Source organism: Streptomyces sp. NPDC028308, from assembly GCF_055565855.1.
On the sequence record NZ_JBVHTO010000016.1, the window covers coordinates 98124 to 121039 of the forward strand.

The 22916-nt window shown below is 73.2% G+C and carries 5 protein-coding genes; all 5 read left to right on the plus strand.

The features are described from left to right. The first annotated feature begins 251 nt into the window (after nucleotides 1–251). From ACZ4VA_RS33850 to ACZ4VA_RS33870, 5 genes are read left to right on the plus strand one after another with little or no spacing between them, the layout of a single operon-like run. A complete protein-coding gene (locus tag ACZ4VA_RS33850) occupies nucleotides 252–1439 on the plus strand; it encodes an NAD(P)/FAD-dependent oxidoreductase (protein ID WP_389391911.1) in 1188 nt (395 codons plus the stop codon). A gap of 47 nt (nucleotides 1440–1486) precedes the next feature. Then, the gene (locus tag ACZ4VA_RS33855; RefSeq protein WP_468083791.1) at nucleotides 1487–9256 is read left to right on the plus strand and encodes an amino acid adenylation domain-containing protein; all 7770 of its coding nucleotides are present in this window, start codon (nucleotides 1487–1489) and stop codon (nucleotides 9254–9256) included. A gap of 10 nt (nucleotides 9257–9266) precedes the next feature. Beyond that, the gene (locus ACZ4VA_RS33860) at nucleotides 9267–17084 is read left to right on the plus strand and encodes an amino acid adenylation domain-containing protein (protein ID WP_468083793.1); all 7818 of its coding nucleotides are present in this window, start codon (nucleotides 9267–9269) and stop codon (nucleotides 17082–17084) included. Continuing rightward, nucleotides 17081–22066: a non-ribosomal peptide synthetase gene (locus ACZ4VA_RS33865; RefSeq protein WP_468083795.1), complete on the plus strand. Its 4986-nt coding sequence runs from the start codon at nucleotides 17081–17083 to the stop codon at nucleotides 22064–22066. The genes ACZ4VA_RS33860 and ACZ4VA_RS33865 overlap by 4 nt, the downstream gene beginning before the upstream one ends. Nucleotides 22067–22121: 55 nt before the next feature. Continuing rightward, entirely contained in the window at nucleotides 22122–22856 is a 735-nt protein-coding gene (locus ACZ4VA_RS33870; protein ID WP_452922690.1) for a thioesterase II family protein, read from the plus strand. Nucleotides 22857–22916: the final 60 nt, after the last annotated feature.

Here is a 22916-nt window from a genome sequence, read left to right on the forward strand (position 1 = left end):
ACGACACGCGGGGCACGGCACGGCGGGGGCGGCCACCGCACCCACCCGTGCCGGCCCGCCCGGCCCGGCGCGGTCCGCTCGCGGACGGCCGGCAGCGGCCGCGACCCGGCGGGCGGGCCTCCGCGCCGTCCCGCCGCGGCCCCCGGCCGCACCGCTCCGCACCGCATCTTCAGCGCAGCCGCGCGAACAAGGTCAGGCCACCGGCCGTGGCCGCGACGCGTGCAACAACTACCTGGTAAGAGAGGCGCGCCATGTACGACGTGATTGTCATCGGTGCCCGTTGTGCGGGTTCGCCGACGGCCATGCTCTTCGCACGGCAGGGCTACCGGGTCCTGCTCCTGGAGAAGGCGCAGTTCCCGCAGGACACCCTGTCCTCGCACTACATCCACATGCAGGGCATGGCGCTGCTCAAACGCTGGGGGCTGCTGGAGGCGCTGACCAAGGCCGGCTGCCGGCCGATCACCCGCCAGAGCTACGAGGGGCCGGGCGTGCGCATCGAGGGCTTCTCGCAGCCGCTGGAGGGCCTGCACCACACCTACGCGCCCCGCCGCTACGTCCTGGACCCGGTCCTGGCCCAGGGCGCCGTCGAGGCCGGCGTCGACTTCCGCCAGTCCTGCCAGGTCAAGGACCTGTTGTGGGAGGACGAGCGGGTGGTGGGCGTGCGCTACAGCACGCCCGGCGGCACCGACACCGAGGAGCGGGCCCGCCTGGTCGTCGGCGCGGACGGGATGCGCTCGCTGGTGGCCCGCAAGGCCGGCGCCCCCAACGTCATCGAGCACCCGCGGGTGACGTGCACCTACTACAGCTACTGGGCCGACGTGCCCTCGCACTTCGAGCTGTACGAGCGGCCCGGCCGCTGGATCGGCGTCATCCCCACCAACGACGACCTCACCCTGCTGATGACCTACTTCCCGCAGGAGGAGTACAACGACGTCCGCAAGGGCGTCGAACCCTTCTACCTCGACTCCTTCCGCACCACCGCCCCCGAGCTGTACGAACGCATGGCGGCGGGCCGCCGGGTGGAGCAGCTGTACGGCACCGGCCACCAGGAGAACTACTTCCGCAAGGCGTACGGCCCCGGCTGGGTGCTGGTCGGGGACGCGGTCAACCACAAGGACTCCATCACCGCCCGCGGCATCACCGAGGCGTTCGTCCAGGCCCAGTCGCTGACCGGCCACATCGGCCCGAACCTGCACGAGGACGCGGCGCTGCGCACGGCGCTGCGCCGCTATGAGAACGACCTGAGCGGCGAGGCCCTGAGCCAGTACCAGGGCGCGCTGAACGTCGCCGAGCTCAAGCCCCAGGGACGGGTGGAGATGCTGCAGAAACTCGTCGGCCACCAGGAGCACATCGACCGCTACTTCTCGACGCTGTCGGGTGCCTGCTCCATCGACGACTTCTACAACGACGACCTGCTGACCCTGCTCGACCTGAACTGAGCCGCCACCCCCGCTTTCGCCTGGTTTTCGCCGAATTTGGAGAAACAATGATCCCGTTGTCGTTCGCGCAGCGTCGGCTGTGGTTCGTGGACCGCTTCGAAGGCCCTTCGCCGACCTACAACGGCGCTTTCGCCCTGCGGCTGACCGGCGAGCTGGACGTCGGCGCGCTCACGGCGGCGCTGGCCGACGTCGTCGAGCGGCACGAGGTGCTGCGCACCGTCATCGTCGAGGACGAGGACGGCGTGCCGCACCAGCGGATCCTCACCGGCGAGCAGGCACCGTTCGCCCTGCCCGTCAGGGACGTCGGCGCGGCCGAGCGGCAGGCGGCGATCGAGGAGGCGGCCACCGAGACCTTCGACCTGGCCGCCGACATCCCGCTGCGCGCCCGGCTGCTGCGCACCGGCCCCCGCGAGCACACCCTGGTCGTGGTGGCGCACCACATCGCCGTGGACGGGGAGTCCTTCGGGCCGCTGTTCCGCGATCTGACCACCGCCTACGCGGCCCGCAGCGAGGGCGGCGCCCCGGCGTGGGAGCCGCTGCCGGTGCAGTACGCGGACTACACGCTGTGGCAGCGCGAGGTGCTGGGCCAGGAGGACGACCCGGACAGTGTGGCCGCCCGCCAACTGGCGTACTGGCGCGACCAGCTGGCCGATCTGCCGCAGCCGCTGGCGCTGCCCACCGACCGGCCCAGGCCGCGGGTGATGAGCGCGGACGGCGACCGGATCCCCTTCACCATCGACGCCGACCTGCTGGCCGCCGTGGAGAAGCTCGCCACCCGGGCCGACACCACCGTCTCGATGGTCATGCACTCCGCGCTCGCGGTCCTGCTGCACCACCTCGGGTGCGGTGACGACGTGTCCATCGGCGCGCCGATCACCGACCGCACCGACGAGGAACTGCGCGACCTCGTCGGCTTCTTCGTCAACACCTGGGTACTGCGCGTGGACCTGTCGGGCAGCCCGGACTTCACCACGCTGCTGCACCGGGTCCGCGAGCGTTCCCTTGCCGCCTACGACCACCAGGACCTGCCCTTCGAGCGGCTGGTGGAGCTGATCAACCCCGACCGCTCCACCGCCTACAACCCCTTCTTCCAGGTCATGCTGTCCTGGCAGCCGCCCGTGCCGGACCTGCAACTGCCGCACCTGGGCGTCCAGGTGCAGCGCCTGGAGACCGGCACCGCCAAGTTCGACCTGTTCTTCGACCTGCTGCCCGACGGCTCGGGCGGCGCGAACTGCCGCCTGGAGTACGCCGCCGCCCTCTTCGACCCCGACAGCGCCCAGCGCATCGCCCGCCGCTTCGTGCGCGTCCTCGAGCGCCTGACCGCCGACCCCGAGCGCGCCATCCACACCCTGGACGTCCTGGAGGAGAGCGAGCGCGCCCAGCTGCTGCCCCCGCCCCACCCCCGGCAGCGGGAAGCCGCCGCGGAGGGGGAGGCGCAGACGGTACCGGAGCTGTTCGAACGCCAGGTCGCCCGCACCCCCGACGCCCCGGCGCTGGCCTGCCAGGGCCGCACCCTGACCTACCGCGAACTCGACGAGCGCGCCGACGCTGTCGCCTCCCAGCTGCTGGAGCAGGGGGCGGGCCCGGAGGACCTGGTGCTGCTGGCGCTGCCCCGCACCGAGGACCTGGTGGCCGGCCTGCTGGGCATCCTCAAGTCCGGCGCCGGATACGTGCCGCTGGACCCGCGCCACCTCGCCGGCCGCGCCGAGAGCGTGCTGCGCGAGGCCGCCCCCCGCTTCGCGCTCACCGACACCGCCACCCGCACCCGGCTGCCCGACAGCACCCTCACCGTCATCGATGTCGACGAACGCGAACAGTGGACTGCCACCGGCACCCCGGGCAGCCGGCGCCGGGCGGCGCTGACCGGCGAGCACCTGGCGTACGTGATGTACACCTCCGGCTCCACCGGCACCCCCAAGGGCGCGGCCCTCACCCACCGCAACATCGTCACCGGGGTGCGGGAGCTGGTACGGGTGCTGGACACCCCGCCCGGTTGGCGGATGCTGGCCGCCACCTCCGTCAACTTCGACGTCTCGGTCTTCGAGCTGCTGACCACCCTGAGCACCGGCGGCACCGCCGAACTCGTCGACAGCGCCCTGGTGCTGGGCGAGGGCGAGGGCTGGGACGGCCACATCGTCAGCGGCGTGCCCAGCGTGCTCACCGAACTCGCCGCCCACCTGGACAGGTCCCCGGACGTGCACACCCTGGTGTGCGCCGGCGACGTACTGCCGGGCCGCCTGGTGCACCAGGTCCGCCAGTCACTGCCGGACGTGCGCATCGTCAACTGCTACGGGCAGAGCGAGAGTTTCTACGCCACCACCTTCACCCTCCCCGCCTCCCAGCCGTGGCCGGAGGGCGACGTGGTGCCCATCGGCGCCCCCCTTGCGGGCATGCGCGCCTACGTGCTGGGCCCGGGCCTCGCCCCGGTCCCGCCGGGCGTGGTGGGCGAGCTGTACGTGGTGGGGTCCTGCCTGGGCCGCGGCTACCTGGGCCGGCCCGCGCTGACCGCCGAACGCTTCGTGGCCAGCCCCTTCGGGCCGGCGGGGGAGCGGATGTACCGCACCGGCGACCTGGCCCGCGTGAACGCGGCCGGCCTGCTGGAGTGCGTGGGCCGCAGCGACGGCCAGGTCAAGGTCCGCGGATTCCGCATCGAGACCGCCGAGGTCGAGGCGGCGATCACCAGCCACCCCGGGATCAGCGAGGCCCTGGTGATCAGCCGGGAGGTACCCGCGGGCGGCCGCCGGCTGGTCGCCTACGTGGTGCACACCGGCGAAGGCGGCGTCGGCGACGACGGCGCCGGCGGGATCGGCGACGTGGACGTGCTGGCCGGCGCGTCCTCGGCCGAACTGCGCAAGTTCACCGCGGCCCGGCTGCCCGACTACATGGTGCCCTCGGCGTTCGTGGCCCTGGACCGGCTGCCGCTGGGCCCCACCGGCAAACCGGACCGCTCGGCGCTGCCCGAACCGGAGTTCGGCACCGAGAGCTACCGCGAGCCCGGCACCGACACCGAGAAGATCATCACCGCCGCGTACGCGGACGTCCTGGGCGTGGACCGGGTCGGCGTCGACGACGACTTCTTCGCCGCCGGCGGCGACAGCCTGCGCTCCATCCAGGTGGTCGCCCGCGCCCGCGCCCGGGGCCTTGAGCTGTCCACCCGCGAGATCTTCGAATGCCGCACCGCCGCCCGCCTCGCCGAGGCGGCGCACGACCGCCAGGGCCAGGTCGCGGTCCTGGCCGAGGACGAGAGCGGCGGCGTCGGAGCGATGCCGCTGCCCCCGGTGGCCCGGCAGGTCTTCGAGCACGGCGGCAGCATGAACCGCTTCGCCATGTCGATGGTCCTGGAACTGCCCGGCGGCATCGGCGCCGACACGCTGGCCGCCACCCTGGACGCCGTCCTGGACCGCCACGACCTGCTGCGCGCCCGCCTCGAAGACGGCCCGCAGCCCCAGCTCGTGGCCCAACCGCCGGGCAGCGTGCACGCCGTCGACCTCCTGCACCGCATCGAGTGCGACGGCCGCTTCGAGGACCCGGCCCTGCTGGACGTCGCCCGGCAGGAACTGCACCGGGCGACCGGCCGCCTGGACCCGTGTGCCGGCACGATGGCGGACTTCGTGTGGTTCGCCCCGCCCACGGGCGCGGGCCGGCTCCTGGTGGTCCTGCACCACCTGGTGGTCGACGGGGTGTCCTGGCGCATCCTGATGGCGGACTTCGCCCATGCCTGGCAGCAGGTGCGCCGCGGACAGCGGCCCGAGCTGCCCGCCACCGGCACCTCCGCCCGCCGCTGGGCCGCCGCCCTGGCCGAGGAGGCGCTCAGCCCGCGCCGGGAGCAGGAACTGGCGTACTGGCGCGACCTGCTCGAAGCCCCCGACCCGCCACTGGGCAGCCGCCACCTCGACCCCGCGGTGGACGTGTGGTCCACCCTGGACACCGTGCGGGTCCAGCTGCCCGCCGACGTCACCGAAGCGGTCCTGACCACCCTGCCCGCCGCGTTCCGCGGCACCGGCACCGACGTACTGCTGGCCGCCCTGGCGCTGGCCGTGCACCACTGGCGGGCCGCCGACACCCCCGCCCTGGTCCGCCTGGAGGGCCACGGCCGCGAGGAGGACGCCGTCCCCGGCGCCGACCTCTCGCGCACCGTGGGCTGGTTCACCACCATGTACCCCGCCCGCATCGACGTGCGCACCGTCGACTTCGACGAGGCCCTGGCCGGCGGGCCGGCCGCCGCCACCGCCATCAAGCTGGTCAAGGAACAACTGCGCCGGATCCCCGACAAGGGCCTGGGCTACGGACTGCTGCGCCACCTCAACCCCGACGGCGCCGACCAGCTCGCCGGCCTGGCCGTGCCGCAGATCGGCTTCAACTACCTCGGCCGGATCTCCGACGCCGACGTGCCCGAGGAACTGCGCACCGACGGCTGGGGCCCGGCGTCCTGGTCCGCCCAGCTGATCGCGCAGCCCGACGAGGACCTGCCCGCCCTGTCCGCGCTGGAGGTCAACTCCGTCGCCACCGACACCGGCGAGGGCACCTGCCTGCAGGCCGCCTTCCTCTTCCCGCAAGGCGTCCTGACCCGCGAGCAGGCCGGCGAGATCGCCGAGCTGTGGGTGCGGGCCCTGCACGGCATGGCCGCCCACGCCGCCCGCCCCCACATCGGCGGCCTCACCCCCTGCGACGCCCCCCTGGTCACCCTCACCCAGAGCGACATCGACGCCTTCGAGGAACGCTACGGGGCACTGGCCCAGGTGTGGCCCCAGGCCCCGGGACAGTCCGGCATCCAGTTCCAGGCCGCCCTGGCCGACGGCGCCTTCGACGTCTACCACATGCAGTTCGTCCTGCACCTGTCCGGACCCGTGGACCCCGCCCGCATGCAGGCCGCCGGACAGGCCCTGCTCCAGCGCCACCCCAACCTGCGCTCCGCGTTCGTCAGCACCGCCGACGGCGAACCCGTCCAGGTCGTGCCCCAGCACGTCACCCTGCCCTGGCAGCACCTGGACGTCAGCGGCCACAGCGACAGCGACCAGGACGCCGCCCTGGACCGGGCCCTGGCCGAGGACCGCGCCCACCCGCTGGACCCCGCCCGCCCCCCGCTGCTGCGCCTGACCCAGCTCACCTGCGGACCCGAGCGGACCAAACTCATCATCACCGCCCACCACACCCTCTTCGACGGCTGGTCCTCACCCCTGGTCATCACCGACCTGGTGCGGCTGTACGCACAAAGCGGCGACCTCGCCCCGGTGCGCAGCTACGGCGACTACCTGGCCTGGCTGTCCCGCCAGGACCGGGAGGCCTCCGCCGCCCGCTGGAAGAGCGAACTCGACGGCTTCGACCAGCCGACCCTGGTGGCCGCCCACCTGACCTCCAGCGGGCAGGCGTCCTCCCTGGGCCGGGTGGAGGTGCCGCTGTCCATCGACAAGGGCCGCGAACTGGCCCGCCGCGCCGCCCAGTTGGGCGTCACCCTGAACACCCTGCTGCAGGGCGCCTGGGCGATCCTGCTCAGCAAACTGACCGGGCAGCAGGACGTGGTGTTCGGCGCCGCCGTCAACGGCCGCCCCGCCGACCTGGCCGGCTCCGACGAAATGGTCGGCCTGTTCATCAACACCCTGCCGACCCGCGCCCGCTGCGCCCCCGGCCAGAGCCTGGGCGAGGTCATCACCGACCTGCAGAACCGGCAGATCAGCCTCCTGGACCACCACTACTACGGCCTGGCCGACATCCAGCGCGGCGTGGGACTGCCCAGCCTCTTCGACACCATCGTGGTGTTCGAGAACTACCCCGTCGACCGGGAGGGCATCGTCGAGGCGAACACCTCGGCCGGCTTCACCATCGACGCCATCCGCCCCTTCGCCGGCTCGCACTACCCGCTGACCCTCAACTCCTCCGACCCCTACCTGCGGCTGTCCCTGGACTACCAGACCGACCTGTTCGACCAGAGGGCCGCCAAAGCCGTCGCCGCCCGCCTGGTCCGCGTCCTGGAGGAGATCCTCACCGACCCGGCGGCGCCCGTCGCCGGGGTCGACGTCCTGGACAGCGACGAGTTCGACCACCTGGTGCGCCGCGTCAACGACACCGCCCGCCCCCTCGCCGCGACCACCCTGCCCGACGCCTTCGAAGCGCAGGTGCGCCGCGACCCTGAGCGCACCGCGCTCATCGCCGAGGACGAGACGCTGACGTACGAGGAGTTCAACCGGCGCGCCAACCAGCTGGCGCACTGGCTCATCGAGCAGGGCGCCGGCCCCGAACAGCTCGTCGCGGTCAAGATCCCCCGCTCGGTGGACCTGATGGTGGCCATCTACGCCGTCGTCAAGGCCGGGGCCGCCTACGTGCCCATCGACACCGAACTGCCGCCCGAGCGCGTCCAGCACGTCCTGGCCGGCGCCCGCCCCCTGCTCGTCCTGGACGCCGCCCTGCCCGACGTCGGCCACTACCCGCACACCGACCCCCAGCGGAGCCTGTCACCCGACAACGCCGCCTACGTCATCTACACCTCCGGCTCCACCGGCGGCCCCAAGGGCGTGCCCGTCGCCCACCGGGCCATCATGAACCGGCTGCAGTGGGGCCTCGGGCACTTCGACGTGACGCCCCAGGACCGGGTGCTGCTCAGCACCACCGCCGGCTTCGATGTGTCGGTACCCGAACTGTTCGCCCCCCTGCAGGTCGGCGCCGCCGTCGTCATCGCCCGCCCCGACGGCCGCCGCGACCCCGCCTACCTCGCCCAGCTCATCCAGCAGCACCAGGTCACCGGCGCCGACTTCGTGCCCTCCCTGCTGGAGACGTTCGTCGCCGAACCCACCGCCGCCCGGTGCACCAGCCTGCGCTGGATCGAAGTCGCCGGCGAAGCCTTCCCGCCCGCCCTGGCCAACAAGTTCACCACCCTGCTGCCCGGCTGCGGCGCCCACAACGTCTACGGCCCCACCGAGGCCGCCGTCGAGGTCACCCACTGGCAGCACATCCCCGGCAGCGACCACCTGCCCATCGGCGCCCCCATCTGGAACACCCAGGTCTACGTCCTGGACGCGGCCCTGCGCCCGGTCGCCCCCGGCGTCACCGGCGAGCTGTACCTGGCCGGCACCCAGCTGGCCCGCGGCTACCTCGGCCAGAGCGCCCTGAGCGCAACCCGCTTCGTCGCCTGCCCCTACGGCGCGCCCGGCACCCGCATGTACCGCACCGGCGACCTCGCCCGCTTCACCGGCGACGGCCAGGTCGAGTACATCGGCCGCAGCGACTTCCAGGTCAAGATCCGCGGCTTTCGCATCGAACTCGGCGAGATCGAACAGGTCCTGGCGGCCCACCCCGGCGTGGACAGCGCGGTCGCCGTGGTCCGCGAGGACCAGGCGGGCGACCAGCGGCTGGTCGCCTACGTCGTCCCCGCCCCCGGCACCCAGGCGGCCGGCGTGGACACCGCCGCCCTGACCGCCCTGGCCCGCGAGCACCTGCCCGCCTACATGGTCCCCTCGGCGATCGTGGCGCTGGAGAGCCTGCCGCAGACCCCCAGCGGCAAACTCGACCGCGGCGCGCTGCCCGCCCCCGAACACGGCCCCGCCGCCACCGGCCGCGGACCGCGCACCCCCGACGAGGAAGTCCTGTGCCGGCTGTTCGCCGAACTCCTGGGCGTGCCGCAGATCGGCATCGACGCCGACTTCTTCGACCACGGCGGGCACTCCCTGCTGGCCACCCGGCTGATCGGCCGCATCCGCAACGAACTCAAGGTCGACGTGAAGGTCACCACCGTGTTCCGCAGCCCGACCGTCGCCGAACTGGCGGGCCACCTCGGCAAGTCGGCCAAGTCGAACCGCCTCCAGCTGCGCCAGATGAACGTTTAGGAGCTGCACGATGATCCCGTTGTCCTTCGCCCAGCGCCGGCTGTGGTTCCTGCACCGCCTGCAGGGGCCCTCCGCGACGTACAACATCCCCTTCGTGCTGCGCCTGGACGGGCCGCTGGACACCACGGCGCTGTCCGCGGCGGTCGGGGACGTCGTCACCCGGCACGAGAGCCTGCGCACCCTGCTGATGGAAAGCCAGGACGGCACACCCGAGCAGCACATCCTGCCCGCGGACCAGGCCGCCCCGCTGTTCCGGGTGCTGGACGTCGGCGCCGACGCCGTCCAGGACACGGTGCGCGAGATCGCGTCCGCGGGATTCGAACTCGACCGCGACCTGCCGCTGCGCACCACCGTGCTGCGGCTGTCCGCGCACGAGCACGTGCTGGTGTTCGTCTTCCACCACGTCGCCGCCGACGGCGCGTCGATGGCCCCGTTCATGCGGGACCTGCTCACCGCCTACACGGCCCGCACCGCGAACACCGCGCCCGCCTGGACGCCGCTGCCGGTGCAGTACAAGGACTACACGGTGTGGCAGCGCCAGATGCTCGGCGAGGTCGACGACGCCGACAGCGTCGCCGCCGAGCAACTGCGGTACTGGAAAGAGGAACTGGCCGGCGTCCCGCAGCCGGTGCATCTGCCCCTGGACCGGCCGCGCCCCACCTCGGCCGACCACCGCGGCGGCCACGCCGACTTCGAACTGGACGCCGACCTGGTCGCCGGGATCGGGAAACTGGCCGCCGGGCACGGCGCCACCGCCCCGATGGCCGCCCAGGCCGTCCTGGCGGTGCTCCTGCACCACCTGGGCGCCGGCAACGACCTGACCATCGGCAGCCCCATCGAGGGCCGCGCCGACGAACAGCTCGAAGACCTCATCGGGTTCTTCGCCAACACCTGGGTGCTGCGCGTCGACCTCGCCCGCAACCCCACCTTCGGCGAGCTGCTGGAACAGGTCCGCGACCGGGCCCTGGCCGCCTACGACAACCAGGACGTCCCCTTCGAGCACCTGGTGGAACTCCTCAACCCCGACCGCACCACCGCCTACCAGCCGCTGTTCCAGGTCATGCTGGCCTGGCAGTTCTCCTTCTCGCAGATCGAGGTGCCCGGCCTGCGGATCACCCCGCTGCCGGCCGGCACCGACACCGCCAAGTTCGACCTGTTCCTCAACATCGTGCCCACCCCCGCCGGACACGCCTACGGCCGCCTGGAATACGCCACCCAGCTGTTCGACCCCGCCACCGCCACGGCCCTGGTCGAACGCTACGTACGCGTCCTGCGCCAGGTCGTCGCCGACCCCGCCACCCGCCTGGGCGCCATCGACGTGCTCAGCGACACCGAACACGCCCAGCTCGCCCGCGCGGGCGCCACCGACGCGGCGGTGCCCGCAGCCACCGTGCCCGGCCTGGTCGCCGCGCAGGCGGCCCGCACCCCGGGCGCCCCCGCCGTGGTGTGCGGGCACACCACCCTGCTGTACGGGGAACTGGAGACGCGCGCGGGCCGGCTGGCCGCCGTCCTGCGCGAGCGCGGCGTGGGACCGGACGTGCTGGTCGCTGTCGCCCTGCCCCGCACGGCGGACCTGCCCGTCGCCCTGCTGGCGGTGCTCAAGGCCGGCGGCGCCTACCTGCCCGTCGACCCGAACTACCCGGCCGCCCGCATCGGCCAGCTCCTGGACACCGGCCGCCCGGCGCTGGTCCTCAGCGACCGCGCCACCGCCGCCGCGGTGCTGGAGGCGAGCACCGCGCCCGTGCTGTGCCTGGACGACCTGGACCTCGACCTGGACCTGGACGGGCCGGTCGTGGACAGCTCCCAGGCGGGCATCACGCCGGACAACCTGGCGTACGTGATGTTCACCTCCGGCTCCACCGGCACCCCCAAGGGCGTCGCCGTCACCCACGCCGGCGTCGTCAACGGACTGCAGGACCTGCGCCGGCGCACCCACGTCGAGGCCGGCTCGCGGATGCTCGCCGCCACCTCCGTCAACTTCGACGTGTCGGTGTTCGAGATGTTCACCGCGCTGACCACCGGCGCGAGCGTGGAGATCGTCCGTGACGTGCTGGCCCTGGCCGAACGCGACCACTGGTCGGGCACCACCCTCAGCGCCGTACCCGCGGTGTTCTCCGCCCTCCTGGACCACCTCACCCCCACCACCGGCGGTGCGGGGGGCCTGGCCTTGCAGGTGGACACCGTCGTCCTGGCCGGCGAGGCCCTCTCCTTCGACCTGGCCGAGAAGATCCGCCGCGCCCTGCCCGGCACCCGCGTCATCAACGCCTACGGGCAGACCGAGAGCTTCTACACCTCCACCTTCACCCTGCCCCCGCACGCGTCGGGCACCGGCGCCGTACCCATCGGCACACCGCTGGCCAACATGCGCGCCCACGTCCTGGGACCGGAACTGGCCCCCGTCGCCCCGGGCGTGGTGGGCGAGCTGTACGTGGCCGGCCCCCTGGCCCGCGGCTACCACGATGCCGCCGCGGCCACCGCCGAGCGGTTCGTGCCCTGCCCCTTCGGCGCCCCCGGCACCCGCATGTACCGCACCGGCGACCTCGCCCGCCGGGACGAGCAGGGCCACCTCGCCTACGCGGGACGGGCCGACAGCCAGGTCAAGGTCAACGGCATCCGCCTGGAGCCCACCGAGATCGAGACCGTCCTGGCCCGCCACCCCGCCGTCAGCCGGGCCGTGGTCACCCTGCGCGCAGACCACACCGGCACCCCGCGCCTGGTCGGCTACGTCGCCCAGAAAGCCACCGACACACCCGAAAGCCAGGAGGCGGGCGCGGGCGCATCCGGTGGGGACGTGGACATCAACGCCACCGTGTCCCCGGCCGACCTGCGGCGCTTCGCCGCCAAACGGCTGCCCGACTACATGGTGCCCGCCCAGCTCGTGGTCCTGGACCGGCTGCCGCTGAGCGCCAACGGCAAGGTGGACCTGGCCGCGCTGCCCGCCCCGCAGTTCGCCGGCGCCACCTACCGGGCCCCGGGCACCGCCACCGAGCACGTCCTGGCCGAGGTGTACGCCGACGTGCTGGGCGCCGGACAGATCGGCACGGACGACGACTTCTTCACCAGCGGCGGCGACAGCATCCGCTCCATCCAGGTCGTCGCCCGCGCCAAGGCGCGCGGCGTACAGGTCACCACCCGCGAGGTGTTCGAGCACCGCACGGTCGCCCGGCTCGCCGAACTCGTCGAGGGCCGCGCCGCCCAGGAACGGGTGACGCTGGCCGAACTGCCCGGCGGCGGCGTCGGCTTCACGCCGCTGCCGCCCACCGCCGCACACATCCTGGCCGCGGGCGGCGGCATCAACCGGTTCTGCATGTCCGCGCTGCTGACCCTGCCCCCCGGCATCGACCGCACCACGCTGACGGCCACCCTGCAAGGGGTCCTGGACCGCCACGACGTACTGCGCTCACGCCTGGACCGCGCCGAGCGGGGACTGCGGATCGCACCGGCCGGCAGCGTCGACGCCGGCGCCCTGCTGCGCGAGAGCGCCTACGCCGAGGCCGCCGTCCAGGGCGAACTGGACGCGGCCGCCGACCGCCTGGACCCCGACGCCGGGGTGATGGCCCAGTTCGTGTGGCTGACCTGCGAGAACGACACCGACCGGCTGCTGGTCGTACTGCACCACCTGGTCGTCGACGGCGTGTCCTGGCGGATCCTGCTCCCCGACCTGGTCACCGCCTGGCAGCACGCGCGCGGCCAGGGCGACCGCCCGCAGCCGGTGCACGGCACCTCGCTGCGGCGCTGGACGCACGCCCTGGCCGAGGAGGCCGCCACCGCCCGCCGCACGGCGGAGCTCGCCCACTGGCAGGACATCGGCCGCACCGACGAACCCGTGCTGGGCGCCCGCCCCCTGGACATCTCCCGCGACGTCAGCGCCACCGTGGACACCGTCCGCGTCACGGTGCCCGCCGACGTCACCCACACCCTGCTCACCACCCTGCCCGCCCGGTTCCGCGGCGGCGTCGACGACGGCCTGCTGGCCGGCCTGGCACTGGCCCTGGCCCGCTGGCGCCGCACCCGCGGACAGCAGGCGGGCCCGGCACTGGTGCGCCTGGAGGGCCACGGCCGTGAGGAGCACCTGGTGCCCGGCGCGGACCTCTCCGAGACCGTGGGCTGGTTCACCGCCATGTACCCGGTGCGCCTGGACGTCAGCGACGTCGACCTCGCGGACGCCTTCGCCGGCGGTCCGGCCGCCGGCCGCGCCGTCAAGGCCGTCAAGGAACAGCTGCGCGCCGTCCCCGACCACGGCCTGGGCTACGGCCTGCTGCGCCACCTCAACCCCGACACCGCCGCCCGGCTGGCCGGCGCGCGCAGCCCGCAGATCGGCTTCAACTACCTCGGCAAGGCCTCCAGCGCCGACCTGCCCGAGGAACTGCGCCACCTGGGCTGGGCCCCCGACACCGGCCACGCGGACCTGATCGCCGCACCGGACGCCGACATGCCGGTGCTCTCCGCCCTGGAGATCAACGCGGTCGCCGCCGACACCGGCACCGGCGCCGAACTCAGCGCCTACTTCGGCTTCCCCACCGGCGTCCTCACCCGCCAGGAGGTGACCGAACTGGCCGCGCTGTGGGTGCAGGCACTGACCGCCCTGGCCCGCCACGCGGCCCACCCGCACGCCGGCGGGCTGACCCCCAGCGACGCCCCCCTGGTCACCGTCGGCCAGCGCGAGATCGACACCTGGGAGCAGCGCTTCGGCCGGCTGAGCACCATCTGGCCCGCCACCCCCGCCCAGTCCGGGATCCTCTTCCAGGCCAGGCTCGCCGACGTCGACCCCTACCACATCCAGCTGGTGTTCCACCTGTCCGGCCGGGTCGACCCCCAGCGCATGCAGCGCGCCGGACAGGCCCTGCTGGACCGCTACCCGGCCCTGCGCGCGGCGTTCGTCGAAGGCGCGGACGGCGACCTGGTGCAGGTCGTACCCGCCGACGTGACCCTGCCCTTCACCCACCTGGACCTCAGCGCCCTGCCCGAGCCGCGGCGCACCGAGGACTTCGAGCGCTTCCTCGAAGGGGACCAGCGCGCCTACTTCGACGCGGACCGCCCGCCCCTGATCCGCCTGGCGCTGGCCACCCTGGACCCCGAGCGGCCCGAACTCGTCCTGACCGCCCACCACGCCCTGTACGACGGCTGGTCCACCCCGCTGCTCATGCAGGACCTGCTGCTGCTGTACGCCGCGGACGGCCGGGCGGGCACCCTGCCCCCGCCCCGCGACTACGGCGACTTCCTGGCCTGGCTGACGGCCCAGGACAAGGACGAGGCGGCCCGCGCCTGGGCCGGCGAACTCGAGGGCCTCAAGGAGCCGACCCTGCTGGTGCCCGACGGCACCGCCGCGGACGACGGCACGCGCGCCCAGGTCGAGGTCGAACTGCCCGACGGCCAGGCACGCGAACTGCTGCAGCGGGCCGCCGCGCTGGGCATCACCGCCAACACCCTGGTCCAGGGCGCCTGGGCGCTGCTGCTCGGCCAGCTCACCGGCCGCCAGGACGTCGTGTTCGGCGCGACGGTCTCCGGACGCCCGCCCGCGGTCGCCGACGTGGAGTCGATGGTCGGCATGTTCATCAACACCGTCCCCGTGCGGGTGGCCTACACGCCCGGCGAGACCGTCGCCGGCCTGCTGGGCTCCCTGCAGGCCCGCCAGGCGGACCTGGTGGAGCACCACTACCACGGGCTGCCCGACATCCAGAAGGCCGCCGGGGTGCGGTCCCTGTTCGACACCCTGGTCGTCTTCGAGTCCTACCCCGTCGACCGGGAGGGCCTGGGCGCCGCCAGCGACGCCGCCGACGGCATCACCTTCACGGGCCTGCGGCCCTTCGCCGGCAACCACTACGCGCTGTGCCTGACCGCGGCCGCCGACACCCACCTGCAGCTCGTCATCCAGTACGCGCCCGGCGTCTTCGACGCCGCGACCATCCGCCACTACGCCCGGTGCCTGGCCCGCTTCCTGGGCCAGCTGGCAGCCGACCCCGCCCTGAAGGTCGCCCACATCCAGTCCCTGGAGCCGGCCGAACGCCGGCAGCTGCTGGCCACCCTCAACGAGGGGCCCGTCGCCGCCTCCCACACCACCCTCACCGAGCGGGTCGCCGCCCAAGTGCGGCGCACCCCCGACGCGGTCGCCGTCATCGCCGGCCCCACCTCGCTGACCTACCGCGAACTGGACGCCCGCGCCGAACGCCTGGCCGCCGAACTCGCCGCCCGCGGAGTGGGCCCCGAAACGGTGGTCAGCGTGGTCCTGCCGCGCACCGTGGACGTGGTCGTCGCCCTGCTGGCGGTGCTGAAGGCGGGCGGCGCCTACCTGCCCGTCGACCCCGCCTACGCCGCCGCCCGCCTCCCGCACGTCCTGCCCACCGCCCGCCCGCACCTGATCCTCACCGACCGGGCCACCCGCGCCCTGGTGCCCGCCACCGACATCGGCGTCCTGGTCCTGGACGACCTCGACCCGACCGCACCCGCCCCCGCCGCCGCACCGCGGGCGGCGGCGGGCCCCGACAACCTCGCCTACGTCATCTACACCTCCGGCTCCACCGGGGTGCCCAAGGGCGTCGGCGTCACCCACAGCACCGTCGTCAACGCCGTCGACGCGCTCATCGCGCACGCCGGCGCCGAGGCGGGCCGGCGGGTCCTTGTCGCCGCCTCCTTCGGCTTCGACGTCGCCACCTTCGAGACGTTCGCCGCGCTGAGCACCGGCGGCACCGCCGAGATCGTGCGCGACGTGCTGGAGCTGGCCGAACGCGACAGCTGGGACGTCGACGTCATCTGCTCGGTGCCCTCGGCCTTCGCCGAACTCGTCGACCAGCTCGCCGGCCGCATCGACCCCACCGCCCTGAACATCTCCGGCGAGGTCCTGACCCCCGTCCTGGCGCGGCGGGTGCGCGAGCGCTGGCCCAAGGCCCGCGTCATCAACAGCTACGGGCCCAGCGAGACGTTCTACGCCACCGGCCACACCCTGGACCCCGACCAGGACTACACGGCCGGGGTGCCCATCGGCCGGCCCTTCCCCGGCGTACGCGCCTACGTGCTGAGCCCCGGCCTCGGCGTGCTGCCCCCCGACACCCCCGGCGAGCTGTACCTGGCGGGCGCGGGCCGCGGCTACCACAATCAGGCCGCGCTGACCGCCGAGCGTTTCGTGCCCGACCCCTACGGTCCGCCCGGCTCGCGCATGTACCGCACCGGAGACCTGGCCAGCCTCACCCCCGACGGGGAGCTGCAGCACCTGGGCCGCATCGACACCCAGGTCAAGATCCGCGGCTACCGGGTCGAACCCGCCGAGGTGGAGGCGGCCCTGACGACCCATCCGCACATCGCGCAGGTCGCCGTCGTCACCCAGCACGGCGGCCAGAGCACCCCCTTCCTGGCGGCCTACCTGGTGCCCGCCGAGGGCGCGGGCCTCCCCGGCGCCGCCGAACTGCGCGAGCACCTCGCCGACCGGCTGCCCGAGTACATGGTCCCGGCCGTCTACGTGCCGCTCCAGCGGCTGCCGCTCTCACCCAACGGCAAGCTCGACCTCAAGGCGCTGCCCGCCCCCGACCTGACCTCCGCCACCCCCTTCCGGGCGCCGCAGACGCCCCGCGAGCGGCAGCTGGCCACGCTGTTCGCGGACGTGCTGGGCGTGGACAAGGTCGGCCTCGACGACGGCTTCTTCGAACTGGGCGGGCACTCCCTGCTCGCCACCCGGCTGATCACCCGCGCCCGCGCCGAGATCGGGATGGAGATCCCCATCCGCAAGATCTTCGACCTGCCGACGGTGGCCGCCCTCGCCGCCTGGTCACAGGAATCGGCTGTTCCGCTTCGCCCCGCTCTCCGCAGGATGATCGTAGAGGAGTACAACCAGTGATTCCCCTTTCCTTCGCCCAGCGCCGTATGTGGCTCACCCAGCAGCTGGAGGGCGGCGCGGAGACCTACAACATCTCTCCCGCGTTCCGCCTCACCGGACCGCTGGACGAGGCCGCCCTCATCGCCGCCGTCGGCGACGTCGTCGCCCGCCACGAACCCCTGCGCACCACCTACGTCACCGACGCCAACGACGAACCCCACCAGAAGATCGTGCCCGCCGGCCAGGCCCCCGTTCAGGTGCCCGTCGTGGACGTGGCACCCGCCGAACTCGACGCGGCGGTCGGCGAGTTCATCGCGCACCGCTTCGACCTGATGGCCGAGATCCCGCTGCGGGTGCGCCTGTTCCGCTGCGCACCCCAGGAACACGTCCTGGTCCTCCTTATCCACCACATCGCCTCCGACGGGGTCTCCGGCGGCCCGCTGGCCCGCGACCTCACGCAGGCCTACACCGCCCGCCTCGAGGGGCGCGCGCCGCGGTTCGAGCCGCTGCCGGTGACGTACAAGGACTACGCGCTGTGGCAGCGCGAACTGCTGGGCGACGTCGGCGACCCCGGCAGCCTGGCCGCGGCGCAGGCCGAGTACTGGCGCAAGGAACTGTCCGGGGTGCCGCAGCCGCTGAGCCTGCCCCTGGACCGCCCCCGGCCCGCCACCCGCAACTCCAAGGGCGACTCCCTGCCGCTGGAGGTCGGCGCCGACGTCGCCGCCGGCCTGCAGAAGCTCGCCGACGAGCGCGGCATGACCATGGCGATGGTCGTCCAGGCCGCCCTCGGCGTGCTGCTGAACAAGCTCGGCGGCGGCCACGACGTCACCATCGGCAACCCGATCGCCGGACGCACCGACGAGGCGCTCGCCGACCTGGTCGGCCTGTTCGTCAACACCCAGGTCCTGCGCGTGGACCTGTCCGGCAACCCCTCCTTCGTCGACCTGCTGCCGCAGGTCAGGGACAAGGCCCTGGCCGCCTACGAGCACCAGGACGTGCCGTTCGAGACCCTCGTGGAGCTGATCAACCCCGACCGCTCCACCTCCTACCAGCCGCTGTTCCAGGTGATGTTCGCCTGGCAGAGCTTTGAGAAGGCCGACTTCGAACTGCCCGGCCTGAGCGTGCAGTTCGAGCAGTACCTCACCCGGACCTCGCTGGCCGACCTGTTCTTCAGCCTCGCGGTGACCGACACCGGCACCCTGCGCGGCGACCTCATGTACGCAACCCAGCTCTTCGACCGCGACACCGCCCAGGACATCGCCGCCCGCTTCGTGCGCGTCCTCACGCAGGTCGCCGCCGCCCCCACGGCCCCGCTGAGCACCATCGAGGTCCTGGGCCGCGACGAGCGGGACTGGCTGGTGCGCCGCGTCAACGACACCGCCCACCCCGTCACCGCGACCACCCTGCCCGACGCCTTCGAGGCCCAGGTGCGCCGCGACCCGCAGCGCGTCGCGGTCATCGCCGAGGACGAGACGCTGACGTACGAGGAGTTCAACCGGCGCGCCAACCAGCTGGCGCACTGGCTCATCGAGCAGGGCGCCGGCCCCGAACAGCTCGTCGCGGTGAAGATCCCCCGCTCGGTGGACCTGCTGGTCGCCGTGTACGGCGTGGTCAAGGCCGGCGCCGCCTACGTGCCGCTGGACACCGAACTGCCCAAGGACCGGGTGCGGCACGTGCTGGCCGGCGCCAAGCCGCTGCTGCTGCTGGACGAGGTGCTGCCCGACACCAGCGGCTACCCGCACACCGACCCCCAGCGCACCCTGTCACCCGACAACGCCGCCTACGTCATCTTCACCTCCGGCTCCACCGGCGGCCCCAAGGGGGTGCCCGTCGCCCACCGCTCGATCATGAACCGGATCCAGTGGGGCCTTGAGCACTTCGACGTCACCGTCGAGGACCGCATGCTGGTCAGCACCTCCGCCAGCTTCGACGCCTCGGTGCCGGAGATGTTCTCCAACCTGCAGATGGGCGCCTCGATCGTCGTCGCCGGCGCCGACGGCCGCCGCGACCCCGCCTACCTCGCCGGCCTCATCCAGCGCCGGCAGGTCACCGGCGCGTTCTTCGTGCCCTCGCTGCTGTCCGCGTTCGTCACCGAGCCCACCGCCGGCGACTGCACCAGCCTGCGCTGGATCGAGGTCGCCGCCGAGGCGTTCCCCGCCGCCCTGGCCAACCGGTTCACCGACCTGCTGCCCGGCTGCTCCGCCAACAACCTCTACGGCCCCACCGAGGCCACCGTCGAGGTCACCGGCTGGCAGCACGTGCCCGGCGCGGACCGCGTACCCATCGGCGCCCCCATCTGGAACAACCAGGTCTACGTCCTGGACGCGGCCCTGCGCCCGGTCGCCCCCGGGGTGGCCGGCGAGCTGTACCTGGCCGGCACCTGCCTGGCCCGCGGCTACCTCGGCCAGAGCGCCCTGACCTCGGAACGCTTCGTGGCCTGCCCCTTCGGCCCGGCCGGCGCCCGCATGTACCGCACCGGGGACCTGGTGAAGTTCAACAAGGACGGCCAGGTCGAATACCTGGGCCGCACCGACTCCCAGGTCAAGGTCCGCGGCTTCCGCATCGAACTCGGCGAGATCGAGCACGTGCTGAGCGGCCACCCCTCGGTCGCGCAGGCCGCCGTCGTGGTCCGCGAGGACCAAAAGGGCGACCAGCGCCTGGTCGCCTACATCGAACCCGACCCCGACGCCGCCGTCGCCGACACCGACGCCCAACTCGCGCAGTGGCGCCACCTCTTCGACGACCACTACGCCCAGGCCCTGGACGAGCCCTTCGGCGAGGACTTCCAGCACTTCACCACCCTGGACGACGGCGAGCCCATCGGCGTCGACCAGCTGCGCCAGTGGCAGGACGCGGCCGCCGCCCACCTCGCGCAGCTCGCACCGCGCAAGATCCTGGAGATCGGCGTCGGCTCGGGCCTGCTGCTGTCCAAGCTGGCGCCAGAGGCCGAGGAGTACTGGGGCACCGACCTGAGCGCCACCGCCATCGACCGGCTGCGCACCCACGTCGAGCAGGCCGGCTACGGCGAGCGCGTCACCCTGCGCGCCCAGCCGGCCCACGACCTGTCCGGACTGCCGAACGGCACCTTCGACACCGTCGTCCTGCACTCGGTGGTGCAGTACTTCCCCAGCGCCGAGTACCTGGAGCAGGTCCTCACCGGCCTGCTGCCCCTCCTCGCGCCGGGCGGCCGCCTGGTCGTCGGCGACGTCCGCAACGCCGAGACCCTGCGCATCCTCGCCACCGCGCAGGCCCAGGCCGCCCAGCCCTACGCCTCCCACGAGGAGATCCGCTCGGCGGTGGAGCAGGCCCTGCTCGCCCAGCGTGAACTGGCCCTTGCCCCGCAGTGGTTCGCCCAGTGGGCCAGCGGCCACCAGCTGGCCGCCGACATCCGCCTCAAGGCCGGCCAGGCGCACAACGCGCTCACCCGCCACCGCTACGAGGTCGTCCTGCACACCGAGCCCGCCGACGTCCTGGACGTGAGCTCGGCGCCCGCCCTGGTGTGGGGCCGCGACGTGACGGACCTGGCCGCCATCGGCGAGCACACCGCCCGCACGAAGGGCCCGCTGCGGATCACCGGCATCCCCAACGCCCGGCTGGCGGAGGAGAGCGCCGCCGCGCTCTTCGCCGGCGTCCACCACAGCGAGCCGCCCACCGGCCGCCCCCTGGACCCGCACGACGTCACCGCCCTCGCCCGCAGCCACGGCAAACACGCGGTCCTCACCTGGTCGGGCGAGGCCGCCCACAGCTTCGACGCCGTCCTGGTACCCGGCCCGCGGCCCGTCAGCGGCGCCTTCGTCCCCAGCACGGTCGCCGGACGCATCCGCCACAACACCCCCGCCCTGGCCCAGGCGATCGGCCCGCTGGTGGCCGCACTGCCCGACCACCTGCGCGCCCGGCTGCCCGACTACATGGTCCCGGCCGCCGTGGTGCCGCTGTCCCAGCTCCCCCTCAACCCGGCCGGCAAGATCGACCGGGGGGCGCTGCCGGCCGAGCACACCAGCACCGTCAGCAGCGGAGAGCCCCGCAACTCCCACGAGGAGAAGCTGTGCGCCTTCTTCAGCGACCTGCTGAAGCTGGAGCGCGTGGGCATCAACGACGACTTCTTCGCCCTGGGCGGGCACTCCCTGCTGGCCACCCGGCTCAGCGCCCGCATCCGCAAGGCGTTCGGCGCCGACATGCCGCTGCGCACCATCATCCAGTACCCCACGGTCGCCGAACTGGCCGCGCTGCTGCTCATCGGCAGCATCCCCGGCGACCACGCCGACTCCTTCGGCGTCGTGCTGCCCCTCAACCGGGACCCCGGCACCGGCAAGCCCCCGGTGTGGTTCGTCCACGGCGGCGGCGGCCTGGGCTGGGCGTACTTCACCTTCGCCCCGCACGTACCCGACCGCGCCTCCTACGCCCTGCAGTCCCGCGGCTCCAACGGCAGCGACCCGATGGCCGGCTCGGTGCAGGAGATGGTCGAGGACTACCTCGCCCAGATCCTCAAGGTCCAGCCGCAGGGCCCCTACCACCTGGTCGGCTGGTCCTACGGCGGCCCGATCGTCCACGCCCTGGCCGCCGCCCTGGACGCCCTGGGCCACGAGGTCGGCCTGGTCGCCATCCTGGACACCCAGCCCGCCACCGGCACGGCCGACAACGGCTTCAAGCAGGTCGCCGGCCGCACCCAGGACCTGTACCGGGCCGACATCGAGGAGGTGTTCGGCAAGTTCATGAACACCGGCAACATGGACGACTTCCTGGACACCATGTCCAAGGTCGGCGCCAACAACCTGCAGAAGATGGGCGACTTCGTCTCGCCGGTCTACCGCGGCGACGTGCTGTACTTCAACGCGACGCTGGACAAGACCGACGGACAGTCCTCCTACGGACCCGAATGGCGGCCCTACATCCTCGGCTCCTACGAGGAGTACGACGTGGACGCCACCCACCACGACCTGCACATGCCCAAGCCGGCCGGCCAGATCATGAAGGTCGTCGCCCGCAAGCTCGCAGCCGTCTGAAAGCGATGCCCGCCACCGGCGCATCCACGAGAAACGATGATTGGGGTTGGTCAAGGTGACAGAACCCGGTACGTCCGCACCACCGGCGGACGGCACCACACTGCTGTGCGTGCCCTTCGCCGGAGCGGGCCCCTCGTTCTTCCACCCCTGGCGGGAGCCGGCCGCCGGCCGCTGGCGGGTGAGCGCGGTCGAACTGCCCGGCCGTGAACGCCGGCTCATGGAACCGCCGTACCGCAACGTCGTCGAGGCGGCCAAGACCGAGGTCGACGCCATCGCCGCCGAGCTCGGACAGGGCGCGCGCACCGTCCTGTTCGGGCACAGCCTCGGCGCGGTCCTGGCCTACGAACTGGCGCACCTGCTCCTCGCGCGCGGCGTGCACGTCGAGCAGCTCGTCGTCAGCGGCTCCCCGGGCCCCTGGACCCAGCGCGAGCGGCGGGCGGCGGGACTCCCGGACGAGGAATTCCTCGCCCGCGTCGAGGAGTTCGCCGGATTCCGGCACGAGGCCCTGGACCACCCGGAGATGCGCGAGCTGATCCTGCCGGTCCTGCAGGCCGACTGCGAGATGCACGAGGCCTACGTGCCCAGCACCGACACCCCGCTGCCGGTGCCGATCTGCTCCCTGCGCGGCGACAGCGACGGCCTGGTCACCGCCCAGGAGGCACAGCAGTGGCGTGAGGCGACCACCGCCGGCTTCTCCTACGTGGAGTTCCCGGGCGACCACATGTACCTGGTCGACCTCGGCCGGCAGGTGCTCGACGTGATCGAGACGAAGACCGCCCGCCCCCACTGACCCCGGGCACCCGCACACCGGGCACCGGGGCGGGAGAGGGGAACCGGCGCGAGCACCAGG

Coding starts and splice junctions, on each gene's coding strand:
- ACZ4VA_RS33850 (WP_389391911.1), top strand. CDS start 252: ATGTACGACGTGATTGTCATCGGTGCCCGTTGTGCGGGTTCGCCGACG.
- ACZ4VA_RS33860 (WP_468083793.1), top strand. CDS start 9,267: ATGATCCCGTTGTCCTTCGCCCAGCGCCGGCTGTGGTTCCTGCACCGC.
- ACZ4VA_RS33855 (WP_468083791.1), top strand. CDS start 1,487: ATGATCCCGTTGTCGTTCGCGCAGCGTCGGCTGTGGTTCGTGGACCGC.